14 protein-coding genes are annotated in these 14,846 nt (G+C 65.0%); 7 read left to right on the top strand and 7 right to left on the bottom strand.

Annotated elements, in window-relative coordinates:
• Positions 1-123 precede the first annotated feature (123 nt).
• Complete coding sequence (locus IGS55_RS05650) at positions 124-441, bottom strand: DUF4148 domain-containing protein (protein ID WP_230515429.1); 318 nt, start codon at positions 439-441, stop codon at positions 124-126.
• 285 nt (positions 442-726) lie between these two features.
• On the opposite strand from IGS55_RS05650, the gene IGS55_RS05645 reads away from it, so the two are divergent.
• From IGS55_RS05645 to IGS55_RS05635, 3 genes are all read left to right on the top strand, one after another.
• Positions 727-1,056: a hypothetical protein gene (locus IGS55_RS05645; RefSeq protein WP_230515428.1), complete on the top strand. Its 330-nt coding sequence runs from the start codon at positions 727-729 to the stop codon at positions 1,054-1,056.
• A 115-nt stretch (positions 1,057-1,171) separates the two neighbouring features.
• Positions 1,172-1,489, top strand: coding sequence for a hypothetical protein (locus IGS55_RS05640; RefSeq protein WP_230515427.1), 318 nt, complete (start codon positions 1,172-1,174; stop codon positions 1,487-1,489).
• A gap of 100 nt (positions 1,490-1,589) precedes the next feature.
• Entirely contained in the window at positions 1,590-2,066 is a 477-nt protein-coding gene (locus tag IGS55_RS05635) for a DUF2244 domain-containing protein (RefSeq protein ID WP_128140224.1), read from the top strand.
• On the opposite strand, the gene IGS55_RS05630 is transcribed toward IGS55_RS05635, so the two are convergent.
• Positions 2,051-2,536 carry a hypothetical protein gene (locus IGS55_RS05630; RefSeq protein WP_230515426.1) on the bottom strand — a complete coding sequence of 162 codons (486 nt, stop codon included), beginning with the start codon at positions 2,534-2,536 and terminating at the stop codon, positions 2,051-2,053. The two genes, IGS55_RS05635 and IGS55_RS05630, sit on opposite strands and share 16 nt — an antisense overlap.
• A gap of 77 nt (positions 2,537-2,613) precedes the next feature.
• Positions 2,614-3,654, bottom strand: coding sequence for an L-glyceraldehyde 3-phosphate reductase (mgrA, locus tag IGS55_RS05625; protein ID WP_230515425.1), 1,041 nt, complete (start codon positions 3,652-3,654; stop codon positions 2,614-2,616).
• A 121-nt stretch (positions 3,655-3,775) separates the two neighbouring features.
• On the opposite strand from mgrA, the gene IGS55_RS05620 reads away from it, so the two are divergent.
• Positions 3,776-5,365: a CYTH and CHAD domain-containing protein gene (locus IGS55_RS05620; RefSeq protein ID WP_230515424.1), complete on the top strand. Its 1,590-nt coding sequence runs from the start codon at positions 3,776-3,778 to the stop codon at positions 5,363-5,365.
• Between the two features lie 7 nt (positions 5,366-5,372).
• Here the strand turns inward: IGS55_RS05620 and IGS55_RS05615 are convergent, their stop codons facing one another.
• The 4 genes from IGS55_RS05615 to IGS55_RS05600 all read right to left on the bottom strand — a co-directional run bounded on the left by IGS55_RS05615 (position 5,373) and on the right by IGS55_RS05600 (position 11,296).
• Entirely contained in the window at positions 5,373-6,248 is an 876-nt protein-coding gene (locus tag IGS55_RS05615; protein ID WP_230515423.1) for a Kdo hydroxylase family protein, read from the bottom strand.
• 135 nt (positions 6,249-6,383) lie between these two features.
• Positions 6,384-9,356, bottom strand: a complete 2,973-nt coding sequence (locus IGS55_RS05610) for a sensor histidine kinase (RefSeq protein ID WP_230515422.1) — start codon at positions 9,354-9,356, stop codon at positions 6,384-6,386.
• 129 nt (positions 9,357-9,485) lie between these two features.
• Positions 9,486-10,064 carry a superoxide dismutase gene (locus tag IGS55_RS05605; RefSeq protein ID WP_034751750.1) on the bottom strand — a complete coding sequence of 193 codons (579 nt, stop codon included), beginning with the start codon at positions 10,062-10,064 and terminating at the stop codon, positions 9,486-9,488.
• A gap of 212 nt (positions 10,065-10,276) precedes the next feature.
• On the bottom strand, positions 10,277-11,296 hold the full coding sequence (locus tag IGS55_RS05600) for a LacI family DNA-binding transcriptional regulator (protein ID WP_230515421.1): 1,020 nt from the start codon (positions 11,294-11,296) through the stop codon (positions 10,277-10,279).
• 412 nt (positions 11,297-11,708) lie between these two features.
• On the opposite strand from IGS55_RS05600, the gene IGS55_RS05595 reads away from it, so the two are divergent.
• The 3 genes from IGS55_RS05595 to IGS55_RS05585 are packed head-to-tail and all read left to right on the top strand — an operon-like array spanning position 11,709 to position 14,819.
• Positions 11,709-12,998 carry an extracellular solute-binding protein gene (locus IGS55_RS05595; RefSeq protein ID WP_230515420.1) on the top strand — a complete coding sequence of 430 codons (1,290 nt, stop codon included), beginning with the start codon at positions 11,709-11,711 and terminating at the stop codon, positions 12,996-12,998.
• Between the two features lie 7 nt (positions 12,999-13,005).
• Positions 13,006-14,004, top strand: a complete 999-nt coding sequence (locus IGS55_RS05590) for a carbohydrate ABC transporter permease (protein WP_230515419.1) — start codon at positions 13,006-13,008, stop codon at positions 14,002-14,004.
• On the top strand, positions 14,001-14,819 hold the full coding sequence (locus IGS55_RS05585; protein ID WP_070282696.1) for a carbohydrate ABC transporter permease: 819 nt from the start codon (positions 14,001-14,003) through the stop codon (positions 14,817-14,819). The genes IGS55_RS05590 and IGS55_RS05585 overlap by 4 nt, the downstream gene beginning before the upstream one ends.
• Positions 14,820-14,846 lie beyond the last annotated feature (27 nt).

Here is a 14,846-nt window from a genome sequence, read left to right as displayed (position 1 = left end):
GCAGGAACTCCGGAAGAAGGTGTTGGGATACTGCTGACAGCTCGCCGCGGTGAGCGCCGGGAGTGGCCCGGGGTGCTGCGCCGCAACTGAGTTGTTACTGATTGAAACCGGCTGACGGGTTTCTTATTGCACGACGTGCTTGGCCGTTTGCGCGACGTCAAAGTCCGCTTCCGTTTGCGGGATCAGGCCGGCTTTGCGGGCGGCGTAGAACTCGGCCATGACTTGCTCGCGCGTCACCTGGCTGGCGGCGGTGGCCGGCGTTTTCGGGTAGTCGACTTCGCTGGTGGCGATTTCGCCGGCGTTGCGGGCACGGATGTATTCGGCCGTGACTTGTTCGCGCGACAATTGCTGGCCCGTGGCGGCAGGCGCGGCGCTTTGGGCGAAAGCCGAGGTGGCGGCGGTGATGGCAAACAATGCTGCGATGAGGGATTTGGCTTGCATGATAAGACTCCAAAATGTGCGTGATGGCTGGGTGGATGGGCCGGATCGCCACGTACCGGTCGGTTCGGCGGCATGGCGCTGGTGGGTGCCGTGCCGCCGATGAAGCAGTTTCTGGATGAGAAGATGCTTACTTGAATTAACTATAGCAATGAATATTACATTTGTGAAGTAATTTATGAAAATAGTTGTGCGCCGCCGCATTTCCCCCCGGGAAGTGCCGTGCAGGCGTGCGCCGCTGGCCGGGCCAGGGGAGTAAGCTGGTTTTTTTGTTAACGGGAGGCCGCCATGAGCAGCAGTTCACTCGATCCGGACAATTTGCCCGTCATCCCCGACCGCGTTCTGGGCAGCGGCCATGGCAAGGGGGCGCTGGGCCCCAGCGACAGTTCCGACAGCGGCAGCGACATGCAGGGCGTGCCGGGCCAGGACCCGGAAGAGCTCGATAGCGACAGCGATGCCGCCGGCACGGGCGAGCGGGCCGGCGTGGAGCCGCGCAATACGGCGCCCGATGGCGGCGACATCGACGTCGACCATGTGGAAAGCCTGGCGCCCGCGCGGCCTGCAGAGGAGGGTGATGGCGAACCCGGCGCTCCCCGGGCGCCGGCGCCACGGCCCTGATGCCAGCGGCCGGCCGGAAATTGCCGCCGCTGTGGCGCCATCAGCGTAAAATGGCGGCAAGGCGGCGTGTGCGCCGCCATGGCCAGCCGGCCGGCACAGGATAGGATGTCAGAGGATGCAAACGCAGATGTCGGAAGAGAAAGAAAAAGACTTGATGTCGATGTACCGCGAGACGCGGCCACGCGAGTTTTTTGGCGAAAAAAGTAATACCAATCACCTGGCCTGGAGTTTGCTGGTGGTCTTGCTGGCGCTGGCGTTCTGGCTCGTCGTGGCCCTGGCGGCGGCGGAAAATCAGCGCCATGCACTGGAAACGAAGGCGTGCCAGGATCGCGTGTTTCCTACGGAAATCGACACGTCTTGCCTGAAACAGGTCAAGTCGCGCGATCACTGGTGGCAGCACGTGGGCCATGCGCTGGTGCGGATGGGCGCCTGACCCTGGCGCAAGCTGACTGAACGATCTAGCTGAACGATCTGGCTGAACCTGGCGGCGGCGCGGGCCGCTGCGGTGATGGAGCGATAGTGCGGGAGGCGCCATGCCACGCGATCACTCGCGCGAGCAGCCGCAATGGCTGCTGGCGCGCCACAGTGCCTTGACGGCGCGCCAGTTGCTGCGCGCCTATGGCTTGCTATGCCTGTTTTCCCTCGTCATTGCCGCCGCCTTTGCGCTGCGCGGTCTCTGGTACATTCCCGTTTTTTCCTTCGCCGAATTGATCCTGGTGGCCGCCGCCCTGCTGCATTACCTGCGCCATGCGCGCGACTATGAACATATCGTCCTGCGCGACGGCGAGCTGATCATCGAACAGGTCAGTGGCGGGCGTTGCCGGCGCCACCACTTTTCCCCGTGGCGCACGCGCATCGCCGTGCCGCAATGGCCGCGCCAATTGATACACATCAACGATATCTGTGATGCTACCCGGCACGTGGCGGTGGGTGTCTTCGCCACGCCCGAACGGCGCCGGCAAGTGGCGCAGGAACTGGGCGCGTTGCTGCCGCCCTATTTGGGCCCGTAAAACTGGAATGTCTGTACTACCAGCAAGGTAGTAGGGAAGCCCGTGATGGTCTTGAATTCCTTCACGCCCGTGATCTTGTAGGCCCCGGCCTGGAACTCTTCCCCTTCCGCCCAGCTGTGATCCTTCATGGCAAACTGCAGCAGGCGCTTGTCGTTATAGCGGTAGCTGAAGATGGTGTAGGCGCCGACGCGGCTGGTGACGACGAAGCGTTCATCCTGCGCGTCGGCGATGAGCAGGATGCCCGGATAGCGTCCGATGCCCGCTTCCTCGTTCTGGATTCTCAGGATCACGTCGGTAAAACTGCATTCGGCGTCGCGGATCTTGTCGCGCTTCGTGGCGATCTTCATCACCTCGTCGTAACTCTTGTTATGCACGATAGACCATTGCGGAGAGTCGCAATAATTGGCCGCGTGGACGTTGGCCGCGCAGGACAGCAGCAGGCAAGCGGTGATGGCGGTGATGGCGTGCATGGAACCTCGTGGTGGATGTTGGACGGCGGCGGCAGTTTACCTGCCCGCCGCCGCCGCCACAAGCGCAGGACGGGTGATCAGGTGGCCCGCGACGGACCTTCCCACAGATTGATGTGGCCTTCGCGCGCCTGCACGTCGATGGCGGCCAGTTCGTCGGCTGTAAACGACAATTGCCGCAGCGCGGCCACGTTTTCGCGGATTTGCGCGCTGCTGCTCGCGCCGATCAGGGTCGAGGTGACGCGGGGATCGCGCAGCACCCAGGCCAGCGCCATCTGCGCCAGGGTTTGCCCCCGCTGCGCGGCGATCTGGTTCAGCGCGCGCACGCGGGCCAGGTTTTCCGCGCTCAGGTGTTGTTGCGTCAGCGAGCCGCCGCCGGGACGGTTGACGCGCGCATCCCGCGGCACGCCATCGAGGTACTTGTCGCTGAGCAGCCCTTGCGCCAGCGCCGTGAACGTGATGCAACCGATGCCTTCCTGCTGCAGGGTGTCGAGCAAGCCGTCTTCCTCGATCCAGCGGTTGAGCATGTTGTAGGCGGGCTGGTGGATCAGACACGGCACTTTCCATTCCTTCAGCAGGGCGGCCGCCTCGGCCGTCTTTTGCGGCGAATACGACGACAGGCCCACGTACAGCGCCTTGCCCTGCTGCACGGCGGTGGCCAGCGCGCCCATGGTTTCTTCCAGCGGCGTGTCGGCATCGTAGCGGTGCGAGTAAAAGATGTCGACATAGTCGAGGCCCAGGCGACGCAAGCTCTGGTCCAGGCTGGCCAGCACGTATTTGCGCGAACCGCCGCCCTGGCCGTACGGGCCCGGCCACATGTCCCAGCCCGCCTTGGTGGAAATGATCAGCTCATCGCGGTAGGGCAGGAAATCGTCGCGCAGCAGCTTGCCGAAATTGCTTTCCGCGCTGCCATACGGCGGGCCGTAGTTATTGGCCAGGTCGAAATGCGTGATGCCCAGGTCGAACGCGGTGCGCAGCATGTCGCGCTGCGATGCCAGATTGTTGCTGTCGCCAAAGTTATGCCACAGTCCCAGCGACAGCAGCGGCAGTTTCAGCCCGCTGCGCCCGCAAGTGCGGTATTGCATGCTGTCGTAGCGGTTCTCGGCGGCGTGGTAGGTCATGGCATCTCCTGGTTGAATGAAGCGCTTATTTTCGCGCAAAATCAAGGTCCGTGTGCGTGCGCCTTACGCGTGGCCGCACGCGCCTTACAATGGGCGATCAGGAGTCTCGCAAGGAGCGGTCATGGAAATTGAATTGAAATTGTTGCTGGCGCAGCAAGATGTATCGCGTTTGCGCGCGCACCCGCTGCTGGCGCAATCCACGCAAGGTGAGCCGCAACTACTGCGGATGCACGATATCTATGTCGACACGCCCGATTTGCAGCTGTGCCGCCACCAGGCGGGCTTGCGCGTGCGCCAGGTGGACGGACGCTGGGTGCAAACCCTGAAGGCGGGCGGCGCCGTCAGCGGCGGCTTGCACAGCCGCCACGAATGGGAGGGCGAGGTGCCGGGGCCGCAACCGGACCTGGCCGCGCTCGATGCGGCCATCGGCCGCAAGCAGCCCATCCGCGCGCTGCTGCGCCAGGACGCCATCCGCGACGCCTTGCGGCCCGTGTTTACGACGCGCATGGAGCGCACCGTATGGCAGTTGCGCACGCCGCAGGGCGACGAGATCGAATGCGTGCTCGACCAGGGTGTCATTGAAAGCGGCGGGGATGGCGCCGATGGTGCCGCGAGCAGCGTGCCCGTCAGCGAGATCGAGCTGGAGTTGAAGCAGGGGCAGGCGTCCAGCCTGTTCGACGTGGCGCTGGCCCTGCTGCAGGACGTGCCGCTGCAGCTGGGCCACATGAGCAAGGCGGAGCGCGGCTACCGGCTGGCCGCATCGCATCCCTTGCAAGCCGTCAAGGCGCAGCCTTTGCGGCTCGATGACGGCATGACGGTGGAGCAAGCCTTCATCGACATCTGCGGCAATTGCCTCGAGCAGGTGAGCGGCAACCAGGATGGCGTGGCGGGGGGCGAGGACGTGGAAAGCGTGCACCAGATGCGCGTGGGCCTGCGCCGTTTGCGCTCGGCGCTGGGCATGTTCAAGTCCCTGCTGGCGCTGCCCGATGCCTTGAAGGGCGAACTCGAGTGGCTGGGCGGCGCGCTGGGCGAGGCGCGCGACTGGGATGTGTTGGCTGACAATACCCTGGCGCAGCTGGACGGTGTAGCGGCCACGGATGCGGCGGCGCTGGCGGAGGCGGCCCACGCGCAGGCGCGCCTCAAGCACGAACTGGCGGCCCAGGCCGTCACTTCGGCGCGCTACACGGCCTGCATGCTGGGCTTGCAGCGCTGGCTGCAGGCGCGCGCCTGGCGCGACAGTTGTGCCGCGCGCCAATTGCGGCGCCTCGATGCGCGCGTTACGCCATTTGCCCGCGCGACCCTGCGCAAGGACCAGCGCCGCCTGATAAAGCGCGGCAAGCGTTTGCTGCATGCCACGCCGCAGCAGCGCCACCGGGTGCGTATCGCGGCCAAAAAGACCCGCTATGCGACGGAATTTTTTGCCTCGCTGTTTGCGGGCAGGGCCGTGAAACCGTACGTGGGGCGGCTGTCGGCCTTGCAGGATGAACTGGGCTGGCTCAACGACGTGCAGGTGGCCGACCGGCTGCTGCAGGAATTGCCCGAAGTTCCGGCTGGCCAGGCCGACCGGACTGACCAGTCGGCCCAGGACCGGTTGCGGCTGCATGCGGCCTTCGTGCGCGGCTATCTGGCGGCGCGCGCGCAGGCGCAAGGCAGCGATGGCCGCATGCACAAGGCCTGGCGGCGCTTCAAGGCGGTCCGCTTGCCGGCCTGAGCCCCGGCTATGTCAGCGGACGTTGCAACTGGCGCTCGAGGATGGCCAGCGGCGACTTGTGCGGGGCCGCCATGGCGTGCACGGGCAGCAGCCAGGTTTGTTCCAGCGCATGCTGTCCGCGCAGGGCAGCGTGCGATACCGTGTCGCTGAAGACGATCCACGTCTGGCCCGGCGCGAACGCATGCGTGTGCTGTTCCACCTGCGCCTGGTAGCCGAGGTCGGCCTTCATGGCATCGTGCAGCTGCAGCATGTAGTGGTCGTAGGCCGTGCGCCGCGACTTGGTGACGCGCAGCCATTGCAGCAGGGCCGCCAGCACCGGTTGCGGACGTTTCGCGACGGGCAGGAAATGCTGCGCCACCTGTTCGAATGGCGCGCCCAGTTTCCACACGCGGGGTGCGTCGCGCGGATGGATGTTGGTGAACACGCGCAGGATGCGCCGGCCCTGCGTGGGCGAGGAGGGAAAGCTGTCGACGTGCAGGCGCGTATCGTCCTTGCGCCACGAGGTCACCCTGCCGGCGATTTCCACGGGCCGAAAGCTGCCCTTGCCTTGCTGCAGGTGGGCCGAATAGGCAGGCAGCAAGCCGGCCAGCAGGCGCTGCGTGTGCCGCGCATAGCGCTGCATCAGCGCCGCCAGCAGGGTCGCATCGTAGGCGTCGCCGTGGCCGCGCACGCCGCGCGCCGGTTCCCAGCTGATGTTCTTGGCGCTGCCGGCGCTACCCACGGCGCCGTTCAGCAGCGCATGCTCTTCCTGCCGCAGGGGAAAGCCCAGCGCGGGCAGCAGCAGCACCTGCCCGTCTTCGAGTGCCTGCTGCGCCGCCGCCTGCTGCGCGGCGCTGCCGCTGGCGTCCCACCGGTCCAGGGAAATATCGATGAGTTTGTTCATGGCACAAACGGGGAAAACATCGGAGCGGCCAGTATGGGCGCTTGCCGCCCGCTCCCGTTTGCGCTGGCGCAGATCCAGTTCACGGTGCGGCGCGATCGCGGTTCACATAGAACAAGCCCGGCGGCCAGCGCGCCCTCAGTAAGCGAGGCGGCCCGGCACGCTTACTTCGATCTGCGTGCCGGCGCCGGGCCGGCTGTCGATGCGCAGGCTGGCCGCGATGCCGGCGGCGCGTTCGCGCATGCCGACCAGGCCCCAGTGGCCGGGCCGCTGGCCCGCCTGCGCGACGGCGTCATCGAGGCCGCAGCCGTCGTCGCGCACGCGCAGGGTGAATGCCTGCTCCGCATAGTCGAGTTCCAGCACGATGTTGGCCGCCTCGGCATAGCGCGAGGCGTTGAACAGCGCTTCGCGCGCGATCGCATAGATTTCGTCATGCACGCGCGGCTGCAGGCGCCGGCAGGTGCCGCTCACATGCACGGTGAACGCGTGCGCGCGGTGCTCGGCCAGGCCCTTGCCGAATTGCTGCAGCGCGAGGCGCAGTTCGTCCGGTTCGGCCGAGGCGCGCAAGTCCATGATCTGGTCGCGGCCTTCGATCAGCAGCTGGTCGGCCAGGTTGAGCGTGCCGTCGAGGCGCGCCCGTTCGCGCGTGCCCTTGGGCAGCATGTCCGCATGCGCATGGAACGACAGGATCAGGCCCTGCACGCTTTGCAGCAGGGTGTCGTGCAGCGAACGGGCGATGCGCGAGCGTTCGGCCAGGCGCTCCTGCAAGCGTTCCTGCAGCCGCTCCTGCATGTTGCGCGTCAGGTGGCGGATGCGCAGCACATAGCCGCCGTACAGCAGCAGCGCGGCGCCCAGCGCCAGCAGCACGATGAACCACGGCGTTTGCACGAAAGCGGGCGCGATGACGATGGCTAGCCCTGTCCCTTGCGTGTTCCACACGCCGTCTTCGTTGGCGGCCGTGACCTCGAAGCGGTAGCTGCCGGGCGCGAGGTTGGTGTAGTAGGCTTCGCGGCGTCCGACCGCTTCTTGCCAGCCCGTGTCCACGCCCGCCAGCTTGTAGCGCAGGCGCACGCGTTCCGGCATCGACAGGCTCAGGGCCGTGAAGCCGATCTGCAGGGTCTTGCTGCCTTGCGGCAGGTGCCGCGGCTTGCCATCGTCCAGCGCGTAACGCACGCCATTGGCCAGCAGGCTGTGGATCTGCACGGGCGGCGCCAGGGCGTTGCGGCGGATATGCCGCGGGTCGAGCATGCCGATGGTGGCCGAGGTGGAAAACCACAGCTGGCCATCGGGCGCATGGATCAGCGACGGCACGGGGCGCAGCTGCGAGGCATGGCCCTGCAAGCCGTCGAGCGCGTCGAAGCGTTCCGAGGTGACGGCGCTGCCGTCGCGCATCCACGCGGCCAGGCTGGCGGCGTCGATATGGTCGATGCCGTCCGCGCCATGCAGCCACAGGTCGCCGTCCGGCAGGCGCACGATGCCCGACACGCCGCGAAACGCCGTGCCGCGCGCGCCGCGCAAGGTGTGGAAGCGGCCGGCGCGGTACAGGGCCACGCCGTTTTCGCCGCCGGCCCACATCGCGTCGCCATCGCGGTACAGCTGCAGCACGGTGCCCACTTGCAGGCCCTCGGCGGCGCCAAGCCGCCTGACGGCGCCCGCGCGCTGGCCGTCGGCCACCAGGCTGATGGTATTGTCGGCATGGCCCAGCCAGACGGTGCCGGCGCCATCCATCGCCATGGCCGTCGTCAGCACCGCCGGCAAGCCCGAGAGGCCGCCGTTGGCGCTCCATTTTCCTTCGTTCAGGCGAAACAGGCCGCCGCCGGAAAACGAGGCCCACAGGGCGCCCGAGCGGTCTTGCTGCAGCGCCTGCGGATCGAGTCCCTGCACGGGCATCGCTACGCGCGTCATGGCGCCGTTGCGCGCGCGATGGTGGAGTTCCTGCTCGTTGCCCAGCCATAGCGTGCCGTCGGGCGCCCAGTGGCTGGCCGCCAGCGCCCCTTTCAGGATCACTTTTTTCATCCCGTCGGCCGTAAAGCTGCGCACGTCGCTGACGTAGTCGCCGATCCATACGTCGCCGTCGGGCCCCGGCAGCATGCCGGGATGGTCGAAGGGCACGGCAACGGCCAGGGTCTTCAGGCGGTTCGGCCGCAGCCGGTCCAGGCCCGTCGAGGTGCCGAACCACAGATTGCCTTCGCGGTCCTGGAACGAGGTTTGCGGCAGCGGGCCGCTGATGCCGTTCTGGCGCGTCAGGCGCTGGGCCGGCAGGCTGGGGCCGGCAGGGTCGAACTTGCGATCGATGCCGTCGGGCTGCATCAGCCACATGGTGCCGGCGCGGTCGAAGCGGATGCTGTTGCCTCTGGCGTCGGGCCGGATGGGCGCATCGCCGCGCGGCGCACTGGTGCGCACGCGGTAGTAATTGCTTTGCGCATCGACGGCCCAGATGGCGCCATCGGGCGCTTCATCCATGCCGGTGAGGATGGTGCGCGGCCAGGCATGGGAAAAGCGCGTCTCGCCCGGCCTGCGGAAATAGGCGCCATGCATGGTGCCCATCCACTGCGTGCCGTCGCGGGCGAACAGGATCTGGTAGACGCGCTTGTCGGGCAGGCCCACGTTGGCCGCTTGCGCAACGAAGCGGTCCGCACCCGGCGCCAGGCGCGCCGCGCCATCGCGCGTGCCGACCCAGATGGCGCCGTCGGGCGCTACCTCGATATGGAACACGGCGCCCGGCGGCAAGCCGTCCGCCTCGCGGTAGGTGCGTGTGCCATCCTTGCGAAAGACGCTGACGCCGCCGAGGCGGTAGCCGACCCACACGGCGCCGTCGGCCGGCGTGGCCAGGCCCAGCACATTGCTCGACGGCAGGCGGTGGCCGTACACGCTGTCGACCCTGTCGAAGCGCACGCCGTCGTAGCGGTACAAGCCGGTGGCCGTGGCGATCCACAGCCAGCCATCCTTGCCCTGGGCGAATTTCAGCACATCGACGGGCGCGCCTTGCAGGGCGCCCCAGGCGTTGTGGGTGTAGTCGGACAGCAGGGGCGATGGGGCGGCCGCGCACGCGTGCAGGTGGCACGCCAGCAGGGGCAGGATCAACAGGCGGCGCAGCAGGCGAGCGGACATCGTGGCAGAGGGAGATAGCGGTGGCGGGGCGGTGATTGTAGCGCAGCGCCGTGCCTTTCAGCAGGCAAAAAAAAGCCTGCGCGGGGTGGCGCAGGCTTCTTTTCGCCCTACGTTGACAAGGTTCCGCGCTTACGCGAAGTTCTTGGCAACGAAGTCCCAGTTGACCAGGCCCCAGAACGTTTCCACGTACTTGGCGCGCAGGTTGCGGTAGTCGATGTAGTAGGCGTGTTCCCAGACGTCGCAGGTCAGCAGCGGCTTGTCGCCGGTGGTCAGCGGGCAGCCGGCGTTCGACGTGTTGACGATGTCGACGGAACCGTCGGCTTTTTGCACCAGCCAGGTCCAGCCCGAACCGAAGTTGCCCACGCACGACTTGGTGAATTCTTCCTTGAACTTGTCGAACGACGACCATTTCGCGTTGATCGCGTCAGCCACGGCACCCGCAGGCGCGCCGCCGCCGGCCGGCTTCATGCCGTTCCAGTAGAAGGTGTGGTTCCATACTTGCGCCGCATTGTTGAAGATGCCGCCCGACGATTTCTTGATGATCTCTTCCAGCGACAGGTTCTCGAACTCGGTACCCTTGATCAGGTTGTTCAAGTTGGTGACATACGCCTGGTGATGCTTGGCATAGTGGTATTCCAGGGTTTCTTTCGAAATATGCGGCGCCAGAGCGTCCATTTCATATGGCAGTGGTGGCAGAGTATGTTCCATGTGATGTCCCTTTATGGTGAGTGTTCGGAGTCTTCCAGCCTGTGGCCGGAGGGTTGAGCCAAGCTTGCTTGAAGCAGGCATTCTTGCTGAACGAGCCACTATTGTAAAGCGGATGCGCCATTGCTGCAGATTCCCGCACGCGTTGCGGATGCCGGTGGCGTAGTGATTCTCGTTCAGCCTGAATCGGGCAGAAAAGTTCCCAGCCGCAATCCTCAACGGATGCGCCGGGTGGTCTCGCGTACGATCAGTTCCAGCGGTGGAATGGCCGCCTGCACGGCTTCCCCATTGATCAGCCCCAGCAGCGCTTGCGTGGCGATGCGGCCGATGTCGTACAGCGGCTGGTGGATGGTCGTCAGCGGCGGCGTCGTGTAGGACGAGCCGGGCAAGTCATCGAAGCCGACGAGCGAGATATCGTCGGGCACGCGGATGCCCTTGCGGTACAGGCACAGGCGCACGCCGTAGGCGGACAGGTCATTGGCGGCGAAGACGGCGCTGAATTGCTGCTGCGTATCGAACAAATGGTTCATGGCCAGCATCCCGCTTGCCTCATGGAAATCACCTTCCACCATCAGCTTCGGGTCGATGGCGATGTCCGCTTCGCGCAGCGCGCGCCGGTAGCCCGTCAGGCGCTCGGCCGCATCCGTGTTGTTGGCGGGACCGGCCACGAAGGCGATGCGGCGGTGGCCCAGCTCCACCAGGTGGCGCACGGCCAGGTAGGCGCCGTATTCATTGTCGAGCTTGAAGCCGATGGCGCTTTTCGTGGCCAGCAGGCGGCCCGTCGAGACGATGGGCCGCTGCTGCGAGAAATCGAGCACGCTCTCGTCCGAGATGCGCCCGGACAGCAGGATGATGCCGTCGACCTTCCTCGCCAGCAGCAAGCGGATGCGGTCCGCCTCTTCCTGCGCGTTCCAGTGCCCGCTGACGATGACGGACGCGTAGCCCGTATCCTTCAAGCCGTCGTCCACGCCGCGCAGGCTTTCGTCGAAGAAGGGGCTGGAAATATCCTGCACCACGATGCCGATGGTCATCGAGCGGCCCTTCTTCAGCCCCTGCGCCATCTGGTTCGGCGCGAATTTCATGTGCGCGATGGCCGCCAGCACGGCGTCGCGCTTGTCGTCGGACACCCTGGCCGTGCCGTTCAGGATGCGCGAGACGGTGCTGGGCGACACGCCGGCCTGGCGGGCCACGTCGAGCAGGGTGGAAGGGGGAGCAGCGTGGGCGCTATCGTTCAAGGCGGTTCCTGGGTATCAAGATGGCTGGTCGTCAGTGCTCTGAAAACCTTTTCATCGAAAGATTACCATAAATGCCCGCAGGGGGCTGTCGCTCGGGGTAGGTCGGCGTAGGTCGGGTTAGCCCTGCGGGCGTAACCCGACATATTGTTGGCTGTGCACGTCGGATTACGCGCGTAGCGCTAATCCGACCTATGCTTGAAAACGTTTTCACAAAAAACAACAGCAAGCCCGGCAGTCTGTATTTTCGCCTTTTTCATAGGAGAGCACGCGCCATGGCGTGGACCTTGCCACACTGCCCTCAATAAAAATGACAACTTTTTCGGTTGACTTGATTTTCTTTGCGGTGTTAAATGAGCACATGTTGTGAAAACGTTTTCAAGATAGAAGACGCTCAATAAACGGAGATGAAATAATGAAGTCAAGCATCCTTGGCGCCGCCCCTTTGACAGCGCTGACCCTGGCCGCCGGTGTGGCCGCCGCGCCCGCAGCCGTTCCGCCGGCCGCCGCCCTGCCGGCGCTGGCCCCGGCCACGATTACCGTCGCCTCGTTCCCCGACCTGGACCGCGCCGTGAAAACGGCCTTGCCCCTGTGGGAAAAACTGTATCCGCAAGTGAAGGTCAAGCTGGTCAGCCTGCAGATCGACGACCACCATAACTCGATGACGACGGCGCTGGCGGCCGGCGCGCGCCTGCCCGATGTGATGGCCATCGACTTCCGCTATGTGGGCAGCTTCGCCGAATCGAAGGGCATGGAAGATTTGCTGCAGCCGCCATACGGGGCAGGGCAGTACCGCGCCCAGTTCGTGCCGTTCACCTTCGTGCAGGCGACCAGTTCGCGCGGCACCCTGGGCGCCATGCCGGCCGACCTGGGACCGGGCACGCTGTTCTACCGCAAGGACTTGATGGACAAGGCAGGCATCAAGGAAACCGATCTGACGCAATCGTGGGAATCGTATATCGCCGCCGGCAAGAGGCTCAAGGCCGCCACCGGCACCTATCTGCTGGCCGGCGCCAGCGACCTGGCCGACATCGTCATCCGCGCCAATTTGAAAGACGGCGAAGGCATCTATTTTGGCGACAAGGGCCAGGTGCTGGTCGACTCGCCCCGCTTCGTCAAGGCCTTCGAACTGGCCAAGGCGGCGCGGGTCGCCGGCATCGATGCGCGCACCGTGGCCTGGACGGGCGAGTGGGCCGAAGGCTTCAAACGCGACAAGGTGGCCAGCCAGATGATGGGTTCGTGGTTGAGCGGCCACCTGGCCAAGTGGCTGGCGCCCGATTCCAAAGGCCAGTGGCGCGCGGCGAGCCTGCCGGCCGGTGCGCTGGCGTCGTACGGCGGCTCCTTCTACGGCATCCCGAAAAAGGCGGCGAATAAAACCCAGGCCTGGGAATTCATCAAGTTCATGACCGTCAACAAGGATATCCAGCTGCACTCGCTCAAAGAGATCGGCGCCTTCCCGGCCCTCAAGGCCGCGTATGCGGACCCGATGATGGACGAGCCGCAGCCGTATTTCGGCGGCCAGAAGACGCGCATGCTGGCGCGCGACACGGCGGCGAAAATCCCCGTCATCCGCGTCGACAAGTTCGACGCCGTGGCGCGCGACATCGTCAACATGGAACTGGAAAGCGTGCTGGCGCAAAACAAGGATATCAAGACGGCCCTGGCCGACGCCAAGGCCCTGATCACCCACCGCGCGCGGCGCTAGGAGCAGCATGACTACCTCCATGCCTTGTACCGATGGCGCGCCCGCTGCAGCTGCGGCGAGGCCCGCCAGGAAACGCTTCAACATGAAGCAGTGGGCGCCGTATATTTTCATCAGCCCCTTCTTCATCCTGTTCGCCGTCTTCAGCCTGTTCCCGCTGCTGTTTTCCATTTATCTGTCGTTCAACCAGTGGGAAGCGGCCAGCGGCGTGGAAGCCATGCAGTGGGTGGGCCTGGACAACTACAAGTACGCCTTGAGCGACCCGTGGTTCTTGCGCTCGCTGGGCAATACCGTCTGGCTGGCGCTGGCCTCGGGCGTGCCGCAGCACCTGGTCGCCATTCCGCTGGCAGCGTTTATCCACAACAGCTTCAAGCGTTCGCGCAACCTGGTGATCGGCATTTACTTTTTACCGTTCATCACGTCCAGCGTGGCCATCGCCATGGTCTTCAATACCCTGTTCTCGCGCGACTATGGCCAGATCAATGTGCTGATCCAATGGTGCGCCAGCCTGCCGTTAATCGGTGGCCTGTTCCCTGCCGAATCGATCGACTGGCTGGGCAGCTCGCTGTTCATCAAGCCGGCCGTCGCCTTCGTGATTTTCTGGCGCTACCTGGGCTGGAACCTGGTGCTGTATCTGTCCGCGCTGCAGGTGATCCCCAAGGACTTGTACGAGGCGGCCACCATCGACGGCGCGTCGAAACGCCAGCAATTCTGGTACATCACCTTGCCGCAGCTGCGTCCGATGATCTACCTGGCCGTGACCCTCACCATCATGGGCAACCTGCAGCTGTTCGAGGAACCGTTCGTGCTGGTGGCCGAATCGAGCGGCGTGAGCCAGTCGGTGATGACGACGGCCATCTTCGTCTACAAGACGGCGTTTTCCTCGGGCGACTTCGGCACGGCGTCGGCTATTTCCTGGCTGCTGTTCCTCATCATCGCCAGCACCACGTGGGTCAACAACCGCATTTTCAGCCGCAATGAACGCAATGAACGCAAGGAGGCCCGATGAAAACCACCCGCTGGACGGCCTACGCCATGGTGGCCATCGGCGCCCTGATCATGGTCGCGCCGTTCTACTTCATGTTCGTCTTCGCCACGCACACGAGCGCCGAGATTTACAGCCTGCCGCCGCCGCGCTGGTTCGGCACGGCTCTGCTGAATAACATCGAGCTGCTGCAGGAGCGCCTGCCGTTCTGGCGCAATATCGGCATCAGCCTGTACGTGGCCCTGATGACGACGGCGCTGACCTTGTTCTTTTGCTCGCTGGGCGGTTATGCGTTCGCCATGTACGAATTCCGCTTCAAGCGGCCCCTGTTCACCTTGGTGATGGCGTCGATGATCATCCCGTCGTTCATGAACATGATTCCGACCTTCATGCTGATGGATTTCCTCGGATGGCTGGACCAGCCGCGCGCCCTGTACGTGCCTGGCGCGGCCGGCGCACTGGGGATTTTCCTCATGCGCCAGTACATCGGCACGGCGATCCCGAAGGATTTGATCGAGGCGGCGCGCATCGACGGCTGCGGCGAATTCGCCATCTACTGGCGGGTCGTGCTGCCGCTGATCGGCCCCGCCATGGGTACCCTCGGCCTGATCACCTTCATCAACTCGTGGAACAACTTCATCACGCCGCTGGTCGTCATGCGCTCGGTCGAGAACTACACGATCCCGCTGGCCCTGCGCAGCATGCAGGCGCCGAACAACACGGAGTGGGGCGCGCTGATGACGGGCGCCGCCATCGCCGTGCTGCCGCTGCTGCTGATGTTTTTTGTCGCCTCGAAGCGTTTAATTGAAGGACTAACCCAGGGCGCCGTCAAAGGCTAGCACTTTTTTTCATCCACTCACACTGAC

The sequence above is a fragment of the Janthinobacterium sp. EB271-G4-3-2 genome (genome assembly GCF_020858035.1).
In the GTDB taxonomy this organism is placed as follows: domain Bacteria; phylum Pseudomonadota; class Gammaproteobacteria; order Burkholderiales; family Burkholderiaceae_D; genus Janthinobacterium; species Janthinobacterium aestuarii.
Note: the sequence above shows the minus strand (reverse complement) of the source record. Positions and strands in the feature narration are given on the sequence as shown.

What these genes read in the sequence shown, in the direction of transcription:
- IGS55_RS05605 (WP_034751750.1), bottom strand. Translation starts at nt 10,064, where the DNA reads ATGGAACATACTCTGCCACCACTGCCATATGAAATGGACGCTCTGGCG.
- IGS55_RS05635 (WP_128140224.1), top strand. Translation starts at nt 1,590, where the DNA reads ATGCCACGCGATCACTCGCGCGAGCAGCCGCAATGGCTGCTGGCGCGC.
- IGS55_RS05585 (WP_070282696.1), top strand. Translation starts at nt 14,001, where the DNA reads ATGAAAACCACCCGCTGGACGGCCTACGCCATGGTGGCCATCGGCGCC.
- mgrA (WP_230515425.1), bottom strand. Translation starts at nt 3,654, where the DNA reads ATGACCTACCACGCCGCCGAGAACCGCTACGACAGCATGCAATACCGC.
- IGS55_RS05590 (WP_230515419.1), top strand. Translation starts at nt 13,006, where the DNA reads ATGACTACCTCCATGCCTTGTACCGATGGCGCGCCCGCTGCAGCTGCG.
- IGS55_RS05645 (WP_230515428.1), top strand. Translation starts at nt 727, where the DNA reads ATGAGCAGCAGTTCACTCGATCCGGACAATTTGCCCGTCATCCCCGAC.
- IGS55_RS05610 (WP_230515422.1), bottom strand. Translation starts at nt 9,356, where the DNA reads ATGTCCGCTCGCCTGCTGCGCCGCCTGTTGATCCTGCCCCTGCTGGCG.
- IGS55_RS05640 (WP_230515427.1), top strand. Translation starts at nt 1,172, where the DNA reads ATGCAAACGCAGATGTCGGAAGAGAAAGAAAAAGACTTGATGTCGATG.
- IGS55_RS05650 (WP_230515429.1), bottom strand. Translation starts at nt 441, where the DNA reads ATGCAAGCCAAATCCCTCATCGCAGCATTGTTTGCCATCACCGCCGCC.
- IGS55_RS05620 (WP_230515424.1), top strand. Translation starts at nt 3,776, where the DNA reads ATGGAAATTGAATTGAAATTGTTGCTGGCGCAGCAAGATGTATCGCGT.
- IGS55_RS05615 (WP_230515423.1), bottom strand. Translation starts at nt 6,248, where the DNA reads ATGAACAAACTCATCGATATTTCCCTGGACCGGTGGGACGCCAGCGGC.
- IGS55_RS05630 (WP_230515426.1), bottom strand. Translation starts at nt 2,536, where the DNA reads ATGCACGCCATCACCGCCATCACCGCTTGCCTGCTGCTGTCCTGCGCG.
- IGS55_RS05595 (WP_230515420.1), top strand. Translation starts at nt 11,709, where the DNA reads ATGAAGTCAAGCATCCTTGGCGCCGCCCCTTTGACAGCGCTGACCCTG.